Below are 20284 nucleotides of genomic sequence, written 5' to 3' on the forward strand. Positions count from 1 at the left end.
GAAACCCACGCCCGCCGCCGCCGCCGGGGCCAGCGGATAGGCCACGTCCATCAGTCCGTGATTGCGCTTCACCGTCCCCGCCAGCCAGCCCAGGGCGACCACGGTCAGGACCCCGCCGCCGCTGGCGAGCCAGATGAACAATGTTTCACGCAACAGGGACGGCGGCGCGGCGAAGGCGGCGGCGAAGGCCGTCAAAGGCGCGGCCATCATGACGTAATGCCATGCTTTTCCGCGCGTTTTTGCGGGCATGAGGAAAAACCAGATTCCCACGAGGGCGACCCAGGCGAGGGCGGCCAATGTCCATCCATCCAGTCTCACAGCATCGGCTCCATTCATGACTTGCATAAAAAGACTTGCAAACACGGTTCGCTAGCGCAAGCTTCGTTTCGACCGCTGGAGCATCCGATCAACGGAGCCGGGGCGCGGTCGAGGGAGCGAAACATGAGGAAGACCGCATTCAGCGCGTCGGTGGCGACGCTGCTGCTGGCCACGGGGATGGCCGTACCCGCCATGGCCCAGACTACGCCGACTGAGGGCGCCGTGACCCTGGGCGACGTCGTGGTCACGGCGCAGCGTCGCGAGCAGAGCCTTCAGGACGTGCCGATCGCCGTCACCGCCTTCAACGCCGAAACGCTGGAGCGCACGGCGGCGACGGGCATTCAGGACGTGGCGGGCAAGGCGCCCGGCGTGACCCTGACCCAGTTCAACATCGGCGAGCCGCAGATCTTCATTCGCGGCGTCGGCACCACCAGCGATTCCGCCGCCAGCGACCCCTCCATCGGCGTGTCGATCGACGAAGTCTCCATCGGTCGCGCGGGCGCCAGCTCTCTGGCTTTTCTGGATGTCGAGCGGGTCGAGATCCTGCGCGGACCGCAGGGCACCCTCTATGGCCGCAACGCCTCGGGCGGGGCGCTGAACGTCTATACGAAGAAGCCGCGTTTCGAGAATTCGGCCCAGATCACCGGCCGTCTCGGCAGCTTCGAAGAGCGGGGCGTCGAGGCCATCCTGAACCGCCAGCTGGGCGAGGACACCGCCGGTCGTCTGGCCCTGCGCTGGAACCAGAACGACGGCTATGCCGAAAGCGTGCCCAGCGGCCGCAGCCTGGAAGGCGGCGAACAGCTCGGCCTGCGCGCCCAGGTGCTGCACAACGTCGGCGACTGGAGCTTCCTGGGCGGCGTCGACTATTCCAAGGACGACATGCAGGGCCACGCCCGCATCCCGGTTCTGGCCTCATCCACGCCCGCACCCTTCGTGACGCTGGTGAACACCCTGCGCGCCGGTCTCGACGTGCGGCAGAGCTTCTCTTCGGCGGACAACTATCAGAAGCGGGAAAATTGGGGCCTGACCGGACGCGCCCAGTGGTCGGGCGCGGAGCATTTCGACGTCATCTCCCTGACCTCCTACCGCGATAACGACTACAGCTGGCGTGACAACCTGGGGGGGCTGCCGTTCCCGGGCTTCCCCCTGTCGGTCGATGACCGCGCCAGCGAGGCCGCCAGGCAGATCAGCCAGGAGTTCCGGCTGACGTCCAAGTCCGGCTCTTCGATCGACTGGGTCGCCGGCGTCTACATGTTCCGCGAAGAGGTGGAGCGGTCCGAGCGGTTCGTGGTGCAAACGGCGCTGCCGATCGCGCCGCCGTCGCTGGGCGGCGACACGACCTTCAATCAGGACGCCACCAACTCCAGCTACGCCGTGTTCGGTCAGGCCACGATCCCCTTCGCCGACATCTGGGAGCTGACCGCCGGCGCGCGCTGGACGCACGACAAGCGTGACGTGCACCAGGTCGCCCTGGACAACGAGAACGGCGCCAACGCCCCTCCCGGCATTCCGCTGGGGCCGACGGGCTCGCCCTATAACGTCAAGGCCGACGCTGCCTTCGAGGAGCCGACCTGGAAGCTGGCGCTGGCGGTGGAGCCGCTGGACAACATGCGGTTCTACGTCAGCTATGACCGCGGCTATAAGGCCGGCGCCTTCCCCAGCGCCGCCCAGACCGGCGCCCAGGCGACCAAGCCGCTGCGGTCCGAATTGCTCGACAACTACGAGATCGGCGCCAAGACGACGCTGGCGGGCGGGCGGCTGCGCCTCAACGCAGCGGCCTTCATGCTCGATTACACCGATCTGCAGGTCTATGAGCTGCTGGGTCTGACCCTGGTCACGTCCAACGCCGAGGCCGAGGTGCGCGGCTTCGAGTTCGAGACGGCGCTGGCGGTGAACCACAACATCACCATCGGCGGCTCCTACACCCAGCTGGACGCCGAATACACGTCCAACGCCGTGTCGGGTTCCCTGGCCCTGCCGTACAAGGGCAATCGTCTGCCTCGCTCGCCGGAAAGCCAGTTCACCCTGTACGCCGACGGGCAATGGGACGCTTTCGGCGGCACGCTGTCGGCGCGGGCGGACTATCAGTGGACGGACGACTTCTACTTCGACCCGTCCAATGCGCCCGAGGTGCTGGTGCCGTCCTATGGCCTGATCAGCGCCTTCGCCTCATGGGAAGCGCCGAGCGGGCTGAAGTTCTCGGTCTACGGCAAGAATCTCGGCGACGAGGAATATCAGCAGCACATCATCAAGAACGCCAGCATCGGCTTCAGCGTCTTCGGCGCGCCGCGCTCCTTCGGCGTGGCGGTCAGCAAGACCTTCTGACGGTCTCCCATGTCCTCAAACTATCGCCCGTCCGGCCGCGCGCCGGCGGGCGATTCTTCTTTGCTGACTGTCCCGGTCGTGGCCTCGACCTCCCAGCGAATGCGACGCGGGTCCAGCGGCTCGCCGCTGCCCAGATCGCAGACCACGGGGGTGATGGCCTCGCCGCTGGCCCGGTCCACCAGGGTCAACGGGGCCTCGCCAGGTTCGACCAGCCATCTCTGGCTCCAGCCGTGCATGGCCAGCACGATGGGGTAGAGGGCCAGCCCCGCCTCGGTCAGCCGGTATTCGAAACGCACGGGCGCGGTCTGATAGGGACGCTTTTCCAGCACGCCTTGCAGCACCAGACGGTTCAGTCGGTCGGCGAGGATATTGGTCGCCACGCCCAGGGCGGCATGAATCTCGTCGAAGCGGCGCAGGCGGAAATAGGCCGCCGACAGCACCGCCCAGCTCCAGTAGTCGCCCATGATCTCGGTCGAGCGGTCGATGATCGGACGATCCGTCTCGATCGGCGCCGAGCGTCGTCGGCGCGAGGTCGGGGGAGGGATGATGATGAGGCCCGGACCAGGCTTCCAATCGACCTTGTCGGGTTTCACCTCGACGCCGTGCGCGCGCGTAAGAACGGCGGGCTTCAGCCGACGACCCGTCTCGCGGTCGAAAAAGGCGATGGCGTAGCGTTCCTGCAGGGGCGACTGGGCCCAGACCTTCTCCCATTGGCCCTGCACCACGGCGACGCCGAACATGTCGAGGCCCATCTCGGTCAGGCGATATTCCGTCCGCGTGCCGGTCGTCACCTGCTCCTGGCTGAGCAGGCCAGCCGCGACCAGCTTTTGCAACCGGTCGGTCAGCACGCTGCGGGGCGTGCCCAGGCGTTCGCGCCACACCCCGAACCGCCGCACGCCGTAAAAGGCTTCGCGCAGGATCAACTGCGTCCAGGCGTCGCCCGTGATGGCGAAGGCGCGCGCAACGGGATTGCCCATGATCAAGGAGCGGATGTCGGGCTCGGTCAAATCCTTGCCTGGCTTGATTGCAGGTGGGTATGCAGGTGTCGGGCAAGCGCCCCTCGTCATTCCGGGCGCCGTGCCTGCTTGTGTTGGCAGACCTATCGGCAGACGTGGTGACAGTCAAACCTTCCTTCTTGCGGCGCGAACACAGGTAATAAGGCTCGGCGAAGTCACGCGATACAGCTGACGAAACACGCTGGTGAGCAGGGCCTGTCTCAGGGCGGGGGCGATGGACGCTGGACTGGGAAGTGCGGCGTCGGCCCTGAGGCCGGGGCTTGTCGTAGTCGTGGGTCAAGCTTTGCCGTAAATAGCGATCTGCTCTCGATGGTGTCCAGTTTTCGAACAGGCCAAAATGGGCCTATGGAATCAGGCATCAAGATTGAAACGAGATGGCCGTGCCGCAGGCAGGGCAGGGGCGGTTTCGAGGTCTATCGTGGCAAGGGTCGGCACGCCCGCCGGCTGCAACCCTCCGCTTCCGGCGGCGTCATCTTCAGCCTCTTCATGGCCTGGATTCGGGGCAAGGCTTGATCCGTCCGACCTGGATCGGGGAGCGAGGAACTTTGAGAGAGCGGCTGGGTTGATAGCCTGCTCGCCGGATGAAAATGGCGGGCGCTGACCGCCAATCGGCCAGTTGGCCGTCCATGTCGGTCCCGCCTCACCTATCCAAACTGATCCCACCGAACAAACTGGATGGGCGTCATGCAAGAGAAGAGCGACTACGCCGGGTTTCTCGAAGCCGAGCCAGGGTCTTCGACGTTGCTTGGCGGATCCGAGGCCTATCTGGCGGAAATGGCGCGCAGGGTGGCGTCCGGCGGCGCCAACACGATCGTGCTGCCGATCACACGCTACGACATCGCCGACCATCTTGGCATTGCGGTCGAGACGGTGAGCCGCACGATGACTGTTCTGTGCCGCCGCGGATCGATCGCGCTGAAGACTCCGCGTGATGTCGAAATCCGCGACGCAGCGATGCTCTCGGACACCCGGCGGTGAGGAACGCCGCTGCCTCGTGCGCGCACCAGATGGCCGTCCTGACACAGCGATCAGCCGCGGCCGGCGGCGCTCTCTTCGCCCCCAACCCCGCAGAGCGCCGCCCCTTCCTTTGGGAGCGAACATTGACGGTCGTCAGCGCGCCACCGCTCGCGACCATGCACCAGTCGCCGATCACTGGCGACGTGACAGGGTCGTTCAGGCCCAGCCTGCTGGAGGCGCATCATGAGTGAGATCCTGAAACCCGGAGCCATGGCGCCCGACTTCACCGGCGCCGTCACGCCCGACCAGAACCTCTCTCTGAGCGACCTCAAGGGGCGACGGGTGGTGCTGGCCTTCTACCCGGCGGACTGGAGCCCGGTCTGCGGCGACCAGATGAGCCTGTACAATGTGGTCCTCCCGGAGTTCCGGAAGCATGGCGCCGAGCTGCTCGGCCTCTCGGTCGATGGCGTCTGGTGTCATCAGGCCTATGCGAAGGCGAACCAGCTTCACTTTCCGCTGATCGCCGACTTCCATCCCAAGGGGGACATCGCCCGTTCGTATGGCGCCTTTCGCGAAAGCGAGGGCGTCGCCGAGCGCGCCTTGTTCGTTCTCGACGAGACCGGGCATATAGTCTGGAGCCATCTGTCGCCGATCGCGGTCAATCCCGGCGCCGACGGCATCCTCGATGCGCTCGAACGGATGCCGAAGCCGGAGACAGCTGATGTCTGACCTGCGCGTCCCCATCAACGATCAGGACCATGTCTTCGGTCCTGCCGACGCCCCCGTGACGCTTGTCGAATATGGCGACTACCAATGCCCGCACTGCCAGGCCGCGTGGCCGGAGGTCGAGCGGGTGTTGCGTCATTTCGGGCGCGGGCTGGGGTATGTGTATCGGCATTTCCCCCTATGGACCGTGCATCCCATGGCCAAGCCCGCCGCGGAGGCCGCCGAGTTCGCCGGCGCGCACGGGCGATTCTGGGATATGCACGCGGCGATTTTTGCCAATGGTCACCTCCTGTCCGGCGCCGGCCTGTTCATGCTGGCCCGACAGCAGGGGCTCGATGCGGCCGAACTCCGGCTCGCCCTGGAACAGGGCGTCTACACGGCGAGGGTGGATGCGGACCTCATCGGCGGAGCGCGCAGCGGCGTGAACGGCACGCCCTGCTTCTTCGTCAACGGCCAGAGACACAACGGTCCCCACGATGCGATGTCGCTTTCGGCCGCGATCGACGCAGCGACCCTAAAGGCTGGGGGCGCGTTGTGAGGAGACCGGCCCCGTGACCGGCGCCGCGTTTTCAAGCCAGGAGCTAACGATGACCAAGCTCGCTCTTTACGTGCCGCTGAAAGCCAAGCCCGGCAAGGAAGGCGACGTCGCCGACTTCCTGCGATCGGCCCTTCCGCTCGTTCAACAGGAGCCAGGGACGCTGACCTGGTATGCGATCGAGGAGGGGGCCGGGCAGTACGCCATCTTCGACACCTTCGAAACCGAAGCCGACCGCCAGGCCCATCTCGACGGCAAGGTGGCCGCAGCCCTGATGGAGAAGGCGGGCGACCTGTTCTCGGAACCTCCGCAGATCCACAAGCTGACGCTTCTCGCTGCGAAGTAGGCCGGCCGGGCCGGCCGCCCATTTCAATAGACAGCGACATCGCTCAAAGTCGGGGTCCAATTCCTCTTTGTTTTGATAAGCCCGCTCCGTCGGCGGTATCGCTGACGGTGTGGTTCGCCTGCCAAAAGAAAAACACCGATAAATCAGCACCTTCTATTTGATTGCGCCATCGAGTGGGGCTTATCCCGGTGGACGGATGCGAGGCCCTGAAATTTGTTTCGATTTGGGAGGAACCCTGGGTGTCCACCTCGGGTTGATGACGTGATCGCCGGATGAAAATCGGACGATTGAGGTTAGGAACATCGCCCGGCGACGGGTCAAGCCTAGCCCCCAATGAAAGCCCGACGCGCACCCCGAGAGGGGCAACGCCGGGCTTTCGCTGTTTCTGGCGGTGGAGTTTCCCCCCGTCGGCGGCTTCAAGCTGATTTCGGCTTTGAGTCCGGAAGCTACTGAAGCGAACGAATGGGTCGTGTCGCGGCGGTGATCGTGGCGCGGGCCTGGTCAATGGCGGCCTGGGTGGTGATCTCTCCGGCCTGAATCTTTGCCGCCAGATCCATCAGCGGCGGGCCTGTGACGACGCCGGTTTGCGCCTCTTCCTCGACATGAACCCCGCCGTCTCGAGCGACGACCGCGTCCCAGGCGTCGCGCACGGCGGCCCAGTAGTCCTGCGTCGCCGCCCAGTAATCGTCGCCGGCCTTGGGCGAGTAGCTGGTCGAGCGGTCGTAGGTGTTGACCACGTCTTCCTGGACGATGGCGACGGGCTCGCCGCCGGCCTTGCCGGACATCTTCATATTGTCCTGGATATGGACCCAGCCGTTCGGGGTCAGGATGTGGCGGTTGGTGCCCAGATAGCGGTCATAGACGGGGTTCAGCACCGCATCGCGGCGCGCCAGCGGCCGCCAGGTCAGGGCCGAGGTCCAGGCTGACAGGCCGTTGACGTAGGTCCAGCGACCGACGCCGCCGTAGCGGGGCGAGTCGTCCGTCTGCCACACGGTCTGCGACCAGGCGCCCGGGCGTTGATCCGCCGACACGGGCGTCAGCGTCCACTGGTTCGGCCCCGTGTAGGTCAGGACCGATTGCGGCTGATAGACCCAGTCCTGACGCCAGTGCTTGATGACGATGGCCTTGCCGTCGTGCTCCATGACCAGGATGTGCTGCAGGCTGATGCGGTCGCCCTTGTCATAGACGACGCGCACGATCTCGCTGCCGCCCGACAGCTTGCCTTCCATCGGGTCGTAGTCGGCGCTGAAGCTGACGTTCTCGCGCATGTCGAAGTGGACGCGATACTGGCCGGCTTGAGCCAGGATCGACTGGCGGTCCCGTTCGAATTGGCTGGCGGGGGCCGTGACCGGCGGCGCCGTTTGGGCCAGTGCGGTCGCGGCGGGGGCGGCGCCGGCCAGCAGGGCGGCGGCGATGAGGATGGCGCGCATTGAGCTTCCCTTGAGTGGTGTCGTTTTCATCTGGGGTCGGGGGTCAGTAGCGGAGGTTCAGCGAGACGCCGAAGTTGCGACCCGGCTGGGTGAAGGCGGGCAGGGCGGCCGGGTCGGTCGGGGCCGCAACCGTGCCCCCGCGCGACAGGCCGCGCACGTCGCTCCACCAGGCGTAGGTCTCGTCCAGGGCGTTGAAGATCCCGGCCCGCAGGGTGGCCTTCTCGGTCACGTTCCAGAAGGCGGTCAGGTCGAGGATGGCGAACGCCTCGCCCTGCCAGCAGTTACCGCCGCCGCAGCCCGCGCGGTCCTTCTTGCCCGACCAGGTGACGGTGGCCGACCCGCCCCAGGCGCCCGACGGGGCGGCGTAGCTCAGGCCGCCGACGAGCTTGATCGGGTCGATGCTGGTCAGCTTGCCCTTGGCGCCGTCCGTCTCCTGATCGCCGTCGGCGAAGGAGGCGGCGATGATGGCCGAGACGCCGTTGTCCCAATGGATGTCGCCGCGCGCTTCCAGACCCCAGATCTTCACTTCGGTCAGGTTGACGTACTGGTAGATCAGCGGATCGACGCCCGGCACGCCCGTGCCGCGCACCACTACCTGGTTGATGAAGTCGTCGTAGTCGGTGTGGAAGGCCGTGGTCGACAGCGACAGGCCGCCGCCGAACATGTCGAGGTTACGGAAACGCAAGCCGCCTTCGATGCTCTCGCTGGTTTCCGGCGTCAGGTCCGGGTTGGGGATGGACTCATAACCGAACACCGGGTTGGCGAAGAAGTTGTTCACCTGCATCGGCGAGGGCGCCTTGAAGCCCTGGGCGTAGTTGGCGAAGACGCTGAAGTGGTCGTCGACCCAGTAGATGGCGCCGATCTTGGGCGACAGATGGCTGTCGCTCTGACCGGCCGACGGGGCCGGGAACAGGGCGTCGGCCTTGGGCGTCAGTTCGTACCAGTCGTAGCGCAGCGCCGGGATGATGCTGAGGCGCCCGCCCAGCAGTTCGATCTCGTCCTGGATGAACAGGCCCGCCAGTTCATATTCCGTCTTGGGAAAGGGGCGGGCGGGGAAGGGCTCGCCCATCGGCGGCACGGTGCCGTCGCGGAGGCCTTCCTGCGTCGTGTGCGACCAGTCGCCGCCAATGGTGACGCGGTGCTGGACCGCCTCGCCGCCGAAGGTCTTCGACCCCTGCGCCGCCAGACCCCAGACCATGTTGTCGAAGGTCACGTCGCGGGTGCGGTCGACCGCGGGGGTGCGGTCCTCATAGGTGAACTGGCGTGTCGTGGCGTCCTGCCAGTAGGCGGCGACCGAGCCGTCATCCAGGCCGAAGACGTCGTTGAAACGCCAGTCCAGGCTGACCCGATCACGCTGCGTCTCGTCGTGCGCGGCCAGACCGATGACGGTGGCCGAGTAGCTGCTCAGCGCCTCGCCATCCATCTCCTGGTCGAAGTGGTCATAGGTCAGGCGGACCGCGTGGTTGTCGTTGGCGTCCCAGACCAGCTTGCCCAGGATGGCGTTGGAGGCGAATTCCTGCGGGTTGGGCTGGGTGCGGGTCGAGCCCGTGCCGCCGACCTCGGCCATGTTCTCGGTCTCATGGGCGTCGCGACGGGTGTAGGCCAGCAGGCCGGACAGGGCGCCGGCGCGGCCCGCCAGAGCCAGACCCTCGGTCCAGCCGTCATCGGCCGAGTTGTAGCCGATCCGGGCGCGGCCGCCGAAGTTCTCGCCGCTATTGATGAAGTCGGCCGGGTCCTTGGAGGTGAAGCTGACCGCGCCGGCGATGCCGTCCGAGCCATAGAGGGCCGAGGCGGGGCCGCGCAGGATCTCGACCGACTTGACCAGATCCAGGTCGTTATAGCCGCCGCGACCCACGCTCTGGGCGCCGAAGGCGAAGCCATCGGGCACGCGCACGCCGTCCTGGATGATCAGGACCCGGTTGCCGCCCATGCCGCGAATGGTGAAGCCGGAATTGCCGTCGCGGCCCGCGCCGGACAGGGCGGCCGAGAAGCGGGCGGGGCTGGTCGGAACGCTGACGCCCGGCTCGAAGCGGATCAGGTCCTTGATGTCGGTGACGAGGTTGTTCTCGATGGTTTCGGCGGTGATGACGCTGACGCTGGCGGGCACGTCGTCGGCGCGGCGCGGGGTGCGGGTGCCGACGACCGTGACCGGTGCGACCGGCACGGCCTTTTGCAGGTCCACGACCTCTTCGGCCCGAGCGGGGAAGGCGGCGGCCGAAAGGGCGGTCAGCCCGGCGGAGAACATCAGAAACGAGCGCATGGTTACAGCCCCGGTTGGAGAGGGCTGCGCAATTACTGCGAACGATTATCAGAATCAACCGCAAGAATGCCGAAACGATCAAGGGCTCCGGCCAGGGGGCCGCGTCCCCGCGTGGGCAGAGGTGTTGGATTGACGGGCGTGCAATGTTCGCCGACTCGCGTTACCGCCGATCCGACCTTGGGGGCTACTCGGGGTTGGCGGTCCGTTCCGAACCTACCTGCTTGGCTCCGGGGCGGACCGCGGTCCGGGGCGCCTGGCTGACGCACTCGCGCCCGGCCCGGTTCAGTCGAACCGACGCACGCCTGGGGCGGCGCTGAAGGCGGTCTTGATTTCGCTGAAAAGAATGGTGGACGCGACAGGGATTGAACCTGTGACCCCCTCGGTGTGAACGAGGTGCGTTCGCCGCGTAACCCCCGTTATTGCTGGGTTTGACGTCGCCAACTTTCGGGTTTCGTTCACGGCGTTTGAGGGGGTTTCTCGGGAGTTTCTCGGGAGTGAAGTGACGCTTGTTCTGTTTTCGTTCTGGTGTAGGAGTCCGCCCCGGGTCGGCAACCTCGGAGGATGACATGGACACGCAACCCTGCGGCCCAGACGAAGCGTTTGCCCGCGACCTGGTCGAACTGGACCGGGAGCTAGAAGCCCGAACTGAACCAGAGATCTCTACTAAGACCGTCGACCTGATCGCCGGGCTTCTGGCGGGCTTGACCCATGTCGGGAGGCCTGCGCGATGACCTCCGCCAACGACACCTATCTGGCGGACCTGATGATGCGGCTCGTCGGCCTCGACCTGACCAGCGCCGACGGACAGGCTGGGGCAGGGGCCATCCTGCGCGAAATCGAGTCTCTGGCGCCCGGCTCGATTGCAAGGATGCAGGCAGGACTAGAGCGGCGTCGAGGCGTCCAACTGCAATGACCCTCACCACCGTCAGCTCTCTGATCGAGGGCGGCGTCCGCGTCACCCGATCATGCCAGTGGTGCAAGGACTTCGGAGAGGTGGACCTCCAGCGCATCGTGCTGGAGAAGGGGACCGACTACCCCATGCTCGATCACCTGCCGCTCTGCACCAACGGCGACTGCAAGGGGATGATCCGCTTTCAGGCACAGCGCGGCATGCGTTCCCAGTGGCTGATGACGCCTGAAGGGCAGGCGCGATTTCAGGCTCACAGCGACTGGCTGTTCCAGGCCAATATCATCGAGCGCCGGCGACAAGCTCAGAGGCAACGAAGAGCAGCGTTTGCGACAAGCGGAGGGGATACGACATCGTCCTGCATCACGGCGGCGCTGCCGTAGGCTCTGTTCGGACGGGTTTCGCTGGATGTGCGGCTGATGCTGGGCTGACCGCCACGCCGCACTGGCTGCGGCACACCTGCCCGACCTGGCTCATGGAGCGCGGCGTCGATGTCTGGGAGGCGGCGGGCTACGTCGGCATGACGGCGGCGACGCTGGAGAAGCACTACGGCCACCACAGGCCCGACCACCAGTCAGCAGCGCGCAAGGCGCTCGGATAGCCGGGAGTTTTCTCGGGAGTGAGCCGAGGGTTTGGACGCTAAGTGCTTGAAAAGAATGGTGGACGCGACAGGGATTGAACCTGTGACCCCCTCGGTGTGAACGAGGTGCTCTCCCGCTGAGCTACGCGTCCAGCGCAGAACGGCCAAATCAAAAAGGCTTGGGCCGTCGGGAGGCGCGATGTAGCCCGCGATTCCGACGACGGCAAGCCTCTTTGATCAAATACCGGCCGCGCGGACCCCTTCGGGCGTTTCCGCCTCGGGATCGCCGGGCAGCCAGGCGACGTGACCGTTATAGATGTCTTCGTTCAGGAGGCCTTCCTCCCTGGCGACCAGGACGGGGACCAGCATCTGGCCTGTGACGTTGGTGGCCGTGCGCATCATGTCGATGATCCGGTCGATAGCGACGATGTAGCCGATGCCTTCCAGCGGCAGGCCCGCGGTCGACAGGGTCAGGGTCAGCATGACGATGGAGGTGCCGGGCACCCCCGCCGTGCCCAGCGAGCCCAGCACCGCCGTCAGGCCGATCAGGACGTATTGCGTCAGCGTCAGGTCGATCTGGAAATACTGGGCGATGAAGATCGAGGCGATGGCCGGATAGATGGCGCCGCAGCCGTCCATCTTCACATTGGCCCCCAACGGCACGGCGAAGGCGGCATAGGCCTGGGGGACCCCCAGACGCTCGACCGTCTGACGCAGGGTGATCGGCAGGGTGCCCAGCGAGGACGATGTGGCGAAGGCCGTCTGCTGGGCGGCGAAGGCCCCGCGGAAGAAGCTGCGGATCTTCAGCCCGTGCAGCTTCAGCAGGCCCGAATAGACGATCAGGATGTGGAACAGGCAGGCCGCATAGATGGCGAAGATGAACTTGCCCAGCGGCAGCAGCGCCTCCCAGCCATAGCCGCCGACGACCGAGCCGATCAGGCCGAACACCCCGAAGGGCGTCAGCTGGATCACCCAGCGGGTGATGCGAAAGACCAAAGCCGCGCCTTCGTCCACCAGACGCCGCGCGGTCTGCGCCCGGTCGCCCAGCGCCACCAGCGCCGCGCCGACCAGGGCCGAGAAGAAGATGATCTGCAGCACCTTGCCCTCGGCCAGAGAGGCGAAGGGGTTCTTCGGCACGATGCTCAGCAGCACCTCCAGCGGCGTCGGGATGATCCGTTCCTTCACCTCGCCCAGCGGCAGGTTGGACAGGCCGACGCCCGGATTGATCAGGTGGCCGAAGGCGAAGCCGACCAGCACCGCCAACAGGGAGGTGACGGCGAACCAGATCAGGGTCCGCACCCCCAGCCGCACCGCGCCCACGCCTTCGCCCAGCTTGGCGATGGAACTGGCGATGGTGAACAGCACCAGGGGCGCCACCACCATGCGGATCAGGTTCAGATAGACGTCGCCGATCGGCTGCAGCCAGACGGTCGCCTGCTCGCGCAGGATCAGGCCGGCGAGAATGCCCAGGGCGAAACCGGCGGCGGTGCGCTGCCAGAGGGGGATGGCGAAGAAGCGACGAAGCATGACGACCCTTGGGGAGGAACGGTCGTCCTATGTGTTTGGCGGGCGCGATGACGGCAACCGCAACGGGAGCGATTGAGGGTTAGAAGTTCTGAGGTCGTCTTTAGTTTCCCTTCTCCCACAAGGGGAGAAGGGATTCAGCCCGCCATCACCTCGGCCAGCGCCGCCTCGAATCCGTCGTAGTGGTCGATCACCACGTCCCCGCCCAGTTCCTCGCGCGGCACGTCGTTGTAGCCGAAGCCGACGACGATACAGGCCACGCCCGCGTCCTTGGCCGCCTTGGTGTCCGTGGTGCTGTCGCCGACCATGACGCAGCGGACGGGATCGCCGCCGGCCTTCTGCACCGCCTCATGGATATGGGCGCCGCTGGGCTTGCGGGCCGAGACCGCGTCCGGCCCGGCGATGAAGGCGAAGTGCCGGGTCAGGTCCAGCGCCTCGATCAGGGCGACCGACAGATCCGTGCGCTTGTTGGTGGCGACGCACAGGACGGCGCCGCGCGCGGCCAGCCGCTCCAGCGCCGGGACCACGCCGTCGAACGGGCGGCTCTCGTCGGCGATGTGGGCCAGGTAGTCCTCGATGAACCGCTCGAACAGGCCCGGCGCGTGGGCCTCGTCCCAGGCGGCGCCCGCCTCCATGAAACCGTGGCGCAGCAGGGCCATCGCCCCATGCCCGACCAGATGCCGGGCCGAGGACATGGGCACGGGCGGCAGCTCGTACTGGGCCAGCATCCGGTTCAGCGTGCCGATCAGGTCGGGCGCCGAGTCCACCAGGGTCCCGTCCAGGTCGAAGGCGATGGTCCAGCCTTCCAGGTCGCGTTCGATGGTCACTCTTGTCTCCCGGCTCGCGCAGACCCCGGCAATGGGCTAGATCGCGCAGGACGACAAGCCGCCGGATCGATTCATGACCGCACCCCACCCTCGCGCCGCCATCATCCTTGCCGCAGGCCAGGGCACGCGGATGAAGTCGCCGCTGCCCAAGGTGCTGCATCCCGTCGGCCAGCGCGCCATGCTGGATCACGCCATCGACGCCGCCGAGGCCCTCGGCTGCGAACGCATCGTCGTGGTGGTCGGCAGCCACTCGCCGGAAGTCCGCGCCCACGTTGAAAAGCGACTGGGCGAAGACTCCATCGCCGTCCAGGATCCGCCGCTGGGCACCGGCCACGCCGTCCGCGCCGCCGAGGCCGTGCTGGGCGACTTCATCGGCCATGTGGTCGTGACCTATGGCGACGTGCCCCTGCTGAAGGCCGCCGACATCGAGCCGGTCTTCGCTGATGCCCACCAAGGCGTGCATGAAGGCGTCACCGTCATCGGCTTTGAGGCCCGCGATCCGGGCGCCTACGGCCGTCTGATCCTCGAGGGCGACGAGCTTCTGGCCATCACCGAGGCCAAGGAGGCTTCGGCCGAGGTTCTGGCCGTCACCGCCTGCAACTCCGGCGTCATGGCCGCCCCCGTGGGCCTGCTGTTCGACCTGCTGGCCGAGGTTCGGAACGACAACGCCAAGGGCGAGTACTACCTGACCGACGTGGTCGAGCTGGCCCGCAAGCGCGGCGCCCCGACCCGCGCGGTCTTCGCGTCCGAGGACTCGGTCATGGGCGTCAACGCCCAGGCCGAACTGGCCCAGGCCGAGGCCCTGTTCCAGCAGGCCCGGCGCGAGCATTTCCTGGCGGCGGGCGTGACCATGAGCGCCCCCGACACCGTCCACTTCGCCTGGGACACGCAGGTCGGCGCCGGCACGACCATCGAGCCCTTCGTCGTCTTCGGGCCCGGCGCGATGGTGGCCGAGGGCGCGCGCATCCGCAGCTTCAGCCACATCGAGGGGGCCAAGGTCGCGACCGGCGCCGAGGTCGGCCCCTACGCCCGTCTACGCCCCGGCGCGGACCTGGGCGAGGGGGTCAAGATCGGCAACTTCGTCGAGGTCAAGAACGTCCGCATGGACGCGGGCGCCAAGGCCAACCACCTGGCCTATCTCGGCGACGGCCATGTGGGCGCCAAGGCCAACATCGGCGCCGGCACGATCTTCTGTAACTACGACGGCTTCTTCAAACACCGCACCACGGTGGGCGAGGGGGCCTTCGTCGGCTCCAACTCCTCGCTGGTCGCGCCCGTGACCATCGGCGCGGGCGCCATGGTCGGCTCCGGCTCGGTGGTGACGAAAGATGTGGCGCCCGGCGATCTGGCCCTGGGCCGCGCCGAACAGACGACGAAGCCGGGCTGGGCCGCCCGCTTCATGGCCACCATGCACGCAAAGAAGGCGGCGAAATCCCAATGAGCGACCTGCAGAAGAAGAACGCCGGCGAAGCCGCCGCTGCCTATGTCGAGGCCGGCATGGTCGTCGGGCTGGGCACCGGCTCCACCGCCGCCTGGTTCGTCAAGGCCCTGGCGGCGCGCAACCTGCCGGACCTGCGCTGCGTCCCGACGTCCGAGCGCACCGCCGATCTGGCGCGCGAACTGGGCCTGACCCTGTCGACGCTGGAGGACACGCCGCGCATCGACCTGACCGTCGACGGCGCCGACGAGATCGGCCCCGGCCTGGCGCTGATCAAGGGCGGCGGCGCGGCCCTGCTGCGCGAGAAGCTGGTGTGGGAGGCCTCTGAACGCTGCATCTGCATCGCCGACGCGGCCAAGGTGGTTCCGGTGCTGGGGACCTTCCCCCTGCCGATCGAGGTCGTCGCCTTCGGCCACAAGACGACCGCCAACCGCATCGCCGACGTCCTGGCCGACCACGACATCGCCTCGCCCGCCCGGGTCCGTCAGGCCGAGCGCGGCCTGGTCCGCACCGACGGCGGCAACCTGATCTACGACGCCGCCTGCAAGATCATCGCCGACCCCGCCCGCCTGGCCGCCGACCTCAAGAGCCTGACCGGCGTGGTCGAACACGGCCTGTTCCTCGACCTGACCGACCTGGCCATCATCGGCACGGACGCGGGGTCCGAAACTATTCAGCCCTGATCCAGGTCCAGATCATCGACGACCGAAGCCGTCGATGAGCCTGCCGGTCAGTCCTCGGCATCCGAGGTCAGGCGGTCATGGGCGCGATGGATCGAAGCGGCGATTTCGGTGCGGCCCGCGCGCAGGTTCTTCTGGGTGCGCTGGGCGTCATACAGCCCGTTGAGATAGGCCTTGTCCCAATCGGTGAGGCCCGACGACGCCGCCTGCGGGTCGGAGAACAGATTGAGGATCGACGCGTAGCGGCTGGTGTCCGCCGTGGGATCGATCTGGGCGAAGGACACCATGGCGATGTAGTCGGCCAGTTGGTTGATGGAGACGCGGTCCGTCTTGGTCACGTCGACCACGATCACCGTGCGGAACAGATTGTCGTGGATCTGGGTGGTCAGGCGCGATGCAGAGAAGATGTTGATATTCGGCGCATAATTCCTGATTTGTGATGGCCGGCCGAGGTCGTCGCCAGCGTCAAACCCTTCACTCGGCAGTCGGGTCGCGCGCATGCCCGTCTCGGAATCGACCGGCATGCTGACCTGCCACCAGCGCACCGGCAGGTCCGACTGCGCAAAGCGCCGCAGTTCAGCCCCGCCGCGATCCATGCCGGCTCCACCTGCGCGGAAGGCGCGCGGGCTCTTGTCGATCAGGTCCTGCGACAGGGCCTGAGGATCCTCAGTTGCAACGATCAGAATGTTGGGGGTGCAACCCGGCGCGCCGGGTTGCAGGCCAAGATCTTCGGCGACGGTGGACACGCGGTCCACCAGATACTGGGCGGCGTCGTTCGACAGATTGGCCGCCCCAACGCACACGGACCCTGACCAACGCGCCAGCCCGCGATTGTAATTCGGCGCCGCGACCTCGTCGATGAAGTCGCGGATCATGGTGTCGAGGCGACGGCCCGTGACCTCGACGTCTTCAAGCCGAACGGCGGCGTCCGCCTGATCGGATGGAACGGGGGCGGCGGCCTGTGCCTGCGGAGCCGTGCTGATCAATAGGGCGGAAAGCAGAGCGGCGATCATGGCGTGTTCCTGTTGAACGAATGATGTTCAGCGAGATTGAGCTTTATCATCGGGAGGGTCAACGCGCGTCGGCTTGCGTCCAGGGCCGCGTCTGCCTAACTGCCGTGCCTGTGCGCGGCGCTCGGCGTCGGTCCGTATCCTGAAATGCTGCGCCGGTAGGGCGCGTGGAGTTCCCTGATGCCAGACGCCTACGACTACGACCTCTTCGTCATCGGCGCCGGCTCCGGCGGGGTGCGCGCGGCGCGCCTGACCGCCCTGGGCGGCAAGAAGGTGGCCGTGGCCGAGGAATACCGCGTCGGCGGCACCTGCGTCATCCGCGGCTGCGTGCCCAAGAAGTTCATGGTCATGGCTTCCGAGGTCAGCCACGCGCTGGAGATCGCCGAGGGCTACGGCTGGTCCTTCGCTGACGCCAGGTTCGACTGGCCGACCTTCCTGCAGGCCAAGGATGTCGAGATCGCGCGCCTGTCGGGCATCTACGCCGCCAACCTGGGCAAGGCGGGCGTCGACCTGGTCCACGGCCGCGCCGTGATGAAGGACGCCCACACGGTCGAGATTCTCTCCAAGGACGGGGGCAAGAACCAGACCTTCACCGCCGAGAAGATCCTGATCGCCACCGGCGGTCGTCCGTGGAAGCCCGAGGACCTGCCGGGCGTCGAGCACGCCATCACCTCCGAAGAAGCCTTCCACCTGCCGGAACTGCCCAAGCGCATCCTGATCGCGGGCGGCGGCTATATCGCGGTCGAGTTCGCGGGCATCTTCGCCGGCCTCGGCGTCGAGACGACCCTGATCTATCGCGGCCCCAACATCCTGCGCGGCTTTGACGACGACGTGCGCGCTCATCTGGCGGGCGAGATCGAGAAGCGCGGGATCAAGGTCATCCTGGGCTGCCAGCACACCTCGATCGAGAAGACCGAGACCGGCCTGGTCAGCCACCTCGGCAACGGCATGACGCTGGAGCATGACGTGATCATGTTCGCCACCGGCCGCGTCCCCCACGTCAAGGACCTGGGGCTGGAGAACGCGGGCGTCGAGCTGAACGACGAGGGCGCCATCGCCGTCGATCCTTTCTCGAAGACCTCGGCCGACAACATCTGGGCCATCGGCGACGTGACCGACCGGATGAACCTGACCCCGGTCGCCATCCGTGAGGCGGTCGCCTTCCATGAGACGGTCTACAAGAACAACCCGCAGCACTTCGACTACGAAGCCGTCGCCACCGCCGTCTTCAGCCAGCCGCCCGTCGGCGTGGTCGGCCTGACCGAGCATGACGCGCGTCGCGCCTGCCCGAACGGCGTCGATGTCTATGTCACTCGCTTCCGCCCGATGAAGTACGCCTTTACCGGCTCGGATGAGCGGGTGCTGATGAAGCTGGTGGTCGACGCCGACAGCCAGCGCGTCGTCGGCTGCCACATCGTCGGCCCCGACAGCCCCGAGATGATCCAGCTGGCGGCCATCGCCGTGAAGGCGGGCCTGACCAAGGCCCAGTGGGACGCCACCTGCGCCGTCCACCCGACCATGGCCGAGGAACTGGTGACGTTGAAGGAGAAGCAGTCGCCGGCGTCGATGGCGGGCTGAACCCTGTTGGATGAGGCGGCTTGCCAGTCGCCTCATCCGCGCGCCTTATGCGGCCCAGCTTTCTCGGAGGGTCGCCCCATGAAGTCCTGCCTGCTCGCCGCCGCCCTGTCCGCCTTGACGCTGGCCGGGTCGCCGGTTCTGGCCCAGAGCGCCGCCCCCGCCGCCTATCAGAGCGCCGTCGCCGATCCGCTGCGCCCCGCCGACGAGGTCGCGCGCGATCCCCTGCGCCATCCGGCCGAAATCCTCGCCTTCGCCCAGCTTCAGCCGGGCCAGCGCGTCGCCGACATCCGCCCCGGCGCGGGCTATTTCACCCGCCTGTTCGCGCGGGTGGTGGGCGAGAGCGGCCACGTCTACGCCTTCGTGCCCAACAAGACCGCCGAGCGTGAAAACCCCCGCGCCGACGCCCTGGTCGCCGCCTATCCCAACGTCAGCCGCGTCAACGGCGACCTGGACGCCATGACCTTCGATCAGCCGCTGGACGTGGTCTTCATGAGCCAGGAATACCACGACTTCCACATCCCTCGTTTCGGCGTGGACGTGACCAAGATGAACGCCGACATCTTCAAGGCGCTGAAGCCCGGCGGCCTTTTCGTGGTCATCGACCATCAGGCCGCGCCTGGCGCCGGCAACACCGTCGTCGAGACCCTGCACCGCATCGAGGGCGCCCAGCTGCGCCGCGAGGTCGAGGCGGCGGGCTTCATCTTCGACGGTGAAACCGCCGCCGTCGCCAACCCCGCCGACGACCACAGCCTGAACGTCTTCGACGAGGCCATTCGCGGCAAGACCGACCAGTTCGTCTATCGCTTCAGAAAGCCGCGCTGAACCGGCTGAAAACACACAGGAGGAGTAGCCATGCGTCCCTTCCTCGCCTTCGTCGTCGCCGCCTCTCTGGCGGCGGCCGCGCCCCTGAGCGTCGCCTCGGCCCAGACGGCGCCCGCCGCCTATGAAGCCGCCCTGGCCAGCCCGGTCCGCACCACCGAGGATCGGGCGCGCGATGTCGTCCGCCACGCCGCCGACACCCTGGCCTTCGCCGAGGTCAAGCCGGGGCAAAAGATCGCTGACATGATCATCGGCGGCGGCTATTTCACCCGCCTGTTCTCGGCCGCCGTGGGACCGGAGGGGCACGTCACCGCCTGGCAACCGGCCGAGTTCATCGGTTTCCAGGCCAGCTATGGCGAGGCCCTGGCCGCCGCCGCCGCGCTCGACAATGTCGACGCCATCAGCTCGCCCATCGGCGCGCCGGAATGGCCGGAGGGGCTGGACCTGGTCTTCACCGCCCAGAACTATCACGACCTGCACCTGAAGCCCTTTGCCACGGACACGGCGGCCAAGGTCAATGCGGCGGCGTATCGGGCGCTGAAGCCCGGCGGTCTCTATGTCATCATCGACCATGACGCGGCGACCGGCGCGGGGCCGGAGGCGCCCGACAGCCTGCACCGCATCGAGGTGGATCAGGTCAAGCGCGAGGTCGAGGCGGCGGGCTTCGTGCTGGACGGCTCCAGCGACCTTCTGGCGCGCGCCGACGACCCGCGCACGGCCAATGTCTTCGACCCGTCCATTCGCGGCAAGACCAGCCAGTTCATGCTGCGGTTCAGAAAGCCGGCCTGAGCCGAAACTGTCGAACAGGTGACTGGCGAAGCGGGCGGGGAGGGGCTAACCCTGCCCCAAAATCCATAAGGGAAACGCCTCAGATGACTCGCATCGCCTTCATCGGTCTCGGCAACATGGGCGGCGGCATGGCCGCCAATCAGGCCAAGGCCGGGCATGACGTCGCCGCCTTCGACCTGTCGCCCGCCGCGCTGGAACGCGCCGCCGAGGCCGGGTGCC

19 protein-coding genes, 1 tRNA gene and 1 pseudogene are annotated in these 20284 nt (G+C 67.0%); 13 read left to right on the forward strand and 8 right to left on the reverse strand.

Translation table 11 applies throughout. From position 1 onward, the window contains the following. Positions 1-210 (reverse strand): annotated as a pseudogene (locus tag VGE49_RS12560) (DUF1295 domain-containing protein); the annotation flags it as partial. A gap of 231 nt (positions 211-441) precedes the next feature. On the opposite strand from VGE49_RS12560, the gene VGE49_RS12565 reads away from it, so the two are divergent. Continuing rightward, on the forward strand, positions 442-2643 hold the full coding sequence (locus tag VGE49_RS12565; RefSeq protein ID WP_331034883.1) for a TonB-dependent receptor: 2202 nt from the start codon (positions 442-444) through the stop codon (positions 2641-2643). Between the two features lie 20 nt (positions 2644-2663). Here the strand turns inward: VGE49_RS12565 and VGE49_RS12570 are convergent, their stop codons facing one another. Next, positions 2664-3650, reverse strand: a complete 987-nt coding sequence (locus VGE49_RS12570; RefSeq protein ID WP_331034884.1) for a winged helix-turn-helix transcriptional regulator — start codon at positions 3648-3650, stop codon at positions 2664-2666. Between the two features lie 693 nt (positions 3651-4343). Here VGE49_RS12570 and VGE49_RS12575 point away from each other — a divergent pair. The 4 genes from VGE49_RS12575 (at position 4344) to VGE49_RS12590 (ending at position 6223) form a co-directional block, all read left to right on the forward strand. Beyond that, the gene (locus VGE49_RS12575) at positions 4344-4637 is read left to right on the forward strand and encodes a helix-turn-helix domain-containing protein (protein WP_331034885.1); all 294 of its coding nucleotides are present in this window, start codon (positions 4344-4346) and stop codon (positions 4635-4637) included. A 249-nt stretch (positions 4638-4886) separates the two neighbouring features. After that, a complete protein-coding gene (locus VGE49_RS12580; protein WP_331034886.1) occupies positions 4887-5345 on the forward strand; it encodes a redoxin domain-containing protein in 459 nt (152 codons plus the stop codon). Continuing rightward, a complete protein-coding gene (locus VGE49_RS12585; protein ID WP_331034887.1) occupies positions 5338-5880 on the forward strand; it encodes a DsbA family protein in 543 nt (180 codons plus the stop codon). Before VGE49_RS12580 ends, VGE49_RS12585 begins: the two co-directional genes overlap by 8 nt. 13 nt (positions 5881-5893) lie before the next feature. Continuing rightward, positions 5894-6223: a putative quinol monooxygenase gene (locus VGE49_RS12590; RefSeq protein ID WP_473964844.1), complete on the forward strand. Its 330-nt coding sequence runs from the start codon at positions 5894-5896 to the stop codon at positions 6221-6223. 446 nt (positions 6224-6669) lie between these two features. Here VGE49_RS12590 and VGE49_RS12595 read toward each other — a convergent pair whose 3' ends face one another. Beyond that, the gene (locus VGE49_RS12595) at positions 6670-7653 is read right to left on the reverse strand and encodes a DUF6607 family protein (RefSeq protein WP_331034888.1); all 984 of its coding nucleotides are present in this window, start codon (positions 7651-7653) and stop codon (positions 6670-6672) included. 43 nt (positions 7654-7696) lie between these two features. After that, on the reverse strand, positions 7697-9913 hold the full coding sequence (locus VGE49_RS12600) for a TonB-dependent hemoglobin/transferrin/lactoferrin family receptor (protein WP_331034889.1): 2217 nt from the start codon (positions 9911-9913) through the stop codon (positions 7697-7699). Positions 9914-10640: 727 nt separating this feature from the next. Here VGE49_RS12600 and VGE49_RS12605 point away from each other — a divergent pair. Together VGE49_RS12605 and VGE49_RS12610 are read left to right on the forward strand one after the other, a co-directional pair. Next, positions 10641-10826, forward strand: coding sequence for a hypothetical protein (locus VGE49_RS12605; RefSeq protein ID WP_331034890.1), 186 nt, complete (start codon positions 10641-10643; stop codon positions 10824-10826). Then, entirely contained in the window at positions 10823-11203 is a 381-nt protein-coding gene (locus VGE49_RS12610; RefSeq protein WP_331034891.1) for a hypothetical protein, read from the forward strand. Before VGE49_RS12605 ends, VGE49_RS12610 begins: the two co-directional genes overlap by 4 nt. A 274-nt stretch (positions 11204-11477) precedes the next feature. On the opposite strand, the gene VGE49_RS12615 is transcribed toward VGE49_RS12610, so the two are convergent. The 3 genes from VGE49_RS12615 to VGE49_RS12625 all read right to left on the reverse strand — a co-directional run bounded on the left by VGE49_RS12615 (position 11478) and on the right by VGE49_RS12625 (position 13751). After that, positions 11478-11552 (reverse strand) — tRNA-Val (locus VGE49_RS12615). Between the two features lie 85 nt (positions 11553-11637). Beyond that, positions 11638-12927, reverse strand: a complete 1290-nt coding sequence (locus VGE49_RS12620; RefSeq protein WP_331034892.1) for a dicarboxylate/amino acid:cation symporter — start codon at positions 12925-12927, stop codon at positions 11638-11640. Positions 12928-13061: 134 nt separating this feature from the next. Next, positions 13062-13751 (reverse strand): HAD-IA family hydrolase, encoded by a 690-nt coding sequence (locus tag VGE49_RS12625; protein ID WP_331034893.1) that lies wholly within the window; start codon positions 13749-13751, stop codon positions 13062-13064. A gap of 73 nt (positions 13752-13824) precedes the next feature. Here VGE49_RS12625 and glmU point away from each other — a divergent pair, with 73 nt between their 5' ends. Continuing rightward, positions 13825-15192 (forward strand): bifunctional UDP-N-acetylglucosamine diphosphorylase/glucosamine-1-phosphate N-acetyltransferase GlmU, encoded by a 1368-nt coding sequence (glmU, locus tag VGE49_RS12630; RefSeq protein WP_331034894.1) that lies wholly within the window; start codon positions 13825-13827, stop codon positions 15190-15192. Continuing rightward, positions 15189-15872, forward strand: coding sequence for a ribose-5-phosphate isomerase RpiA (gene rpiA, locus VGE49_RS12635; RefSeq protein WP_331034895.1), 684 nt, complete (start codon positions 15189-15191; stop codon positions 15870-15872). The genes glmU and rpiA overlap by 4 nt, the downstream gene beginning before the upstream one ends. Before the next feature lie 47 nt (positions 15873-15919). On the opposite strand, the gene VGE49_RS12640 is transcribed toward rpiA, so the two are convergent. Then, complete coding sequence (locus tag VGE49_RS12640; RefSeq protein ID WP_331034896.1) at positions 15920-16882, reverse strand: hypothetical protein; 963 nt, start codon at positions 16880-16882, stop codon at positions 15920-15922. Between the two features lie 177 nt (positions 16883-17059). Between VGE49_RS12640 and gor the strand changes: the two genes are divergently transcribed. From gor to VGE49_RS12660, 4 genes are all read left to right on the forward strand, one after another. Continuing rightward, the gene (gene gor / locus VGE49_RS12645; protein ID WP_331034897.1) at positions 17060-18457 is read left to right on the forward strand and encodes a glutathione-disulfide reductase; all 1398 of its coding nucleotides are present in this window, start codon (positions 17060-17062) and stop codon (positions 18455-18457) included. 78 nt (positions 18458-18535) lie between these two features. Continuing rightward, positions 18536-19279: a class I SAM-dependent methyltransferase gene (locus VGE49_RS12650; RefSeq protein WP_331034898.1), complete on the forward strand. Its 744-nt coding sequence runs from the start codon at positions 18536-18538 to the stop codon at positions 19277-19279. 30 nt (positions 19280-19309) lie between these two features. Next, on the forward strand, positions 19310-20065 hold the full coding sequence (locus VGE49_RS12655; protein ID WP_331034899.1) for a class I SAM-dependent methyltransferase: 756 nt from the start codon (positions 19310-19312) through the stop codon (positions 20063-20065). 83 nt (positions 20066-20148) lie between these two features. Then, positions 20149-20284, forward strand: a 136-nt coding sequence (locus VGE49_RS12660) for an NAD(P)-binding domain-containing protein (RefSeq protein WP_331034901.1), incomplete at its 3' end; no start/stop codon positions are given.

The sequence above is a fragment of the Brevundimonas sp. genome, assembly GCF_036405315.1.
In the GTDB taxonomy this organism is placed as follows: Bacteria; Pseudomonadota; Alphaproteobacteria; order Caulobacterales; family Caulobacteraceae; genus Brevundimonas.